The organism is Streptomyces sp. NPDC058525, from assembly GCF_042719495.1.
Classification (GTDB): domain Bacteria; phylum Actinomycetota; class Actinomycetes; order Streptomycetales; family Streptomycetaceae; genus Streptomyces.
In genome coordinates, this window is the sequence record NZ_JBHXNP010000200.1 from 1 (window position 1) to 2,815 (window position 2,815).

General features: G+C 74.2%; 2 protein-coding genes. One reads left to right on the plus strand and one right to left on the minus strand.

All coding sequences use genetic code 11. The features are described 5' to 3' along the window. Positions 1-112 precede the first annotated feature (112 nt). Positions 113-1,255, minus strand: a complete 1,143-nt coding sequence (locus tag ACFWP3_RS41595; RefSeq protein WP_384232140.1) for a PP2C family protein-serine/threonine phosphatase — start codon at positions 1,253-1,255, stop codon at positions 113-115. 117 nt (positions 1,256-1,372) lie between these two features. Between ACFWP3_RS41595 and ACFWP3_RS41600 the strand changes: the two genes are divergently transcribed. Continuing rightward, positions 1,373-2,608, plus strand: coding sequence for a GNAT family N-acetyltransferase (locus ACFWP3_RS41600; protein ID WP_384232142.1), 1,236 nt, complete (start codon positions 1,373-1,375; stop codon positions 2,606-2,608). The last annotated feature ends 207 nt before the right edge of the window (positions 2,609-2,815 follow it).

A 2,815-nucleotide genomic window follows, 5' to 3' on the forward strand; every position in this document is an offset into this window, starting at 1 on the left:
GCGCGGGCCCGGCGCCGGGCGGGCCGGGCATCGTGTGGGGCGGGCGCTGCGCGGGCCGGGCATCGTGTGGGGCGGGCGCTGCGCGGGCCGGGCATCGTGTGGGGTGGTTGGGTTATGGGGAGCGGCGGATGAGGAGTAGGGCTCTGTCGTCGTTTACGTCCTTGGCCACCTTTTCGATGAGGTGCCAGGTCGCGCCCTCCCAGCCCGCCGCCACGTAGCGGTCGGCCTCGCCCGTGAGGCGGTCGATGCCCTCGCTGATTTCGCGGTCGGCCGTTTCGACCAGGCCGTCGGTGAAGAGCATCAGGACGTCGCCGCGGCGCAGGTTCCCCCGGGCGGGGGTGAACTCGGCGCCGTCGTAGACGCCCAGCAGCGGGCCCTCGCCGGTCTTCTCCTGCCAGCGGCCGGTGCCCGCGGAGAGCTGGAGGGCCGGGAGGTGGCCTGCGGAGAGGAGTTCGTAGTCACCGGTCTGCAGGTCCAGGACGAGGTGAATGGAGGTGGCGAAGCCCTCGTCCCAGTCCTGGCGGAGCAGGTAGCCGTTGGCGGCGGGCAGGAAGCCGTGCGGCGGCAGTGCGCCGAGGAGGCCGCCGAAGGCGCCGGACAGGAGCAGGGCGCGGGAGCCCGCCTCCATGCCCTTGCCGGAGACGTCGGTCAGGACGATCTCCAGGGTCCGGCCGCCGTTGGTGCGGGCCGCGACGACGAAGTCGCCGGAGAAGGACTGGCCGCCGGCGGGGCGCAGGGCCATCTCGCGGTGCCAGCCGCGCGGCAGGGCGGGCAGCTTGCTCTGGACGCGGATGCGTTCGCGCAGGTCGAAGAGCATGGTGCCGCCGCGCCGCCAGGGCACGCCGACGCGGCTGCGGAACTGCGCGATGACCAGGCCGAAGAAGCCGCATGCGGCGACGACCAGGACGGTGCCGGGGGTGACCCGTGCGGGCCCCAGGGTGTAGGGGCCGAGGACGAGGGCCTCGACGATCAGGGCGGCGGCAGAGGCGGCGTACAGGGCGAGGAGGCTGGCGGGGCGCAGCAGCAGGCCGCCGGCGACGATCGGCAGGACGAGCGCGGAGGGCGAGAACCAGACGGGCAGCATCATCGTGCCGCAGGCGATGGCGGGGATGGTGAGGAGCAGTCCGGCGAAGGCGAGCCAGTCGGAGGCGTCGCCACGGAAGTAGTCGACGGCGGATTTGCGCAGGGAGGTGCGTGCCCGGTGCGACAGCATGCGCATCCGGGCCATGAGGGTGTCCACGCGTGCTCCGGCCATTGCTTCGGGACCTTATCCATCCCGGCTGTGGATGCGCAGGGGTACCCCTGGTCCTGGGGTCCAACGGCGCGGGAAATCTCTTCGACCGGGACCGAATGCCCTGATAGGGATGGCCTTATGGCACTTGAGATGCGTGTGTTGCAGTGGGATGAGTGGGATGTCTGGTTCGGCCAGCTGGAACTGGCGTTCGGCGGAGTGCCCGAACACCCTCAGGGCCGGGAGCTCTACCGGTCCTTGACCGAACCCGAACGCTCCCTCGGCGTCTGGGACGGCGAGGACTGCGTCGGCTCGGCCTCGGCGTTCAGTTTCCGCCTGTCGGTTCCGGGCGGGGCGCTGGTGCCCGCGGCCGGGGTCACGATGGTGGGCGTCTCCCCCACGCACCGGCGGCGCGGGGTGCTCAGCTCGATGATGCGGCGCCTGCTGGACGACGTACGGACGGCCGGTGAGCCGCTCGCCGTGCTGACGGCCTCGGATCCGGCGATCTACGGGCGTTTCGGCTACGGCACGGCGACGTACGCCCTGTCCGTGGAGATCGACACGACCCGCGTACGGCTCTCCGTGCCGCCGGGCACGGACGAGGTGCGCCTGCGGCACGTCGACCCGGAAAAGGCGCTGTCCGACTGCGAGCGGGTGTACGCGGAGCTGGTCGCCCGGCGGCCCGGCATGCCGGCCCGGCAGCCCGGCTGGGACCGGTTCGTGGTCACGGATCCCCCGGAGGACCGGAACGGCGCCTCCCCGCTCCAGTGCGTGGTGGCGGAGGGCCCGGACGGCGAGGCCGTCGGCTACGCCCGCTACCGGGTCAAGCCCGAGTGGGACTTCTCGGGCTCGGAGGGCAAGGTCGAGGTCGCGGACCTCGACGCGCTCGACCCGGCGGCGACGGCGGCGCTGTGGCGCTACCTGTTCGGGATCGACCTGACCTGGACGGTACGGGCGGGCAGGCGGCCGGTGGACGATCCGGTGCTGCACCTGGTGAGCGACGTGCGGCGGTCGAAGCCGAGCGTGCGCGACTCGCTCCACGTACGGCTGGTGGACGTGGCGGCGGCGCTCACGGCGCGGTCGTACGCGGCTCCGCTGGACGTGGTGCTGGAGGTCGGGGACGCGTTCTGCCCGTGGAACGAGGGGCGGTGGCGGCTGGTGGCCGACGGGTCGGGCTCCGCCGTCTGCACGCGGACCGCGGAGCCGGCGGACCTGGAGCTGTCGGTCCGGGAGCTGGGCTCGGCGTACCTGGGCGGGGTCACGCTGACCTCGCTGGCGGCGGCCGGCCTCGTGCGCGAGCTGCGCCCGGGCGCGGTGGTCCGGGCGTCCCGTGCCTTCGCCGGGGACGTCGCCCCGTGGCTGCCGCACGGCTTCTGACCGCCTGCGGAGGGGTCCCGACCGGGTGCCGACGGGTCCGGCCGGGCGGCAGCAGCTCCGACAGGGCGCTCGCGGCCGGGAGGGCGGTTGGCCGGTCCGGGCGGGCGGGTGCCCAGGCGGGCGGTTGGCTGGTCCGGGCGGGCGCTCGCGGGGCGGGCGGGCGGTGGCAGGCCGACCGGGCACTCGCAGGCCGGGAGGGCGGCGGCA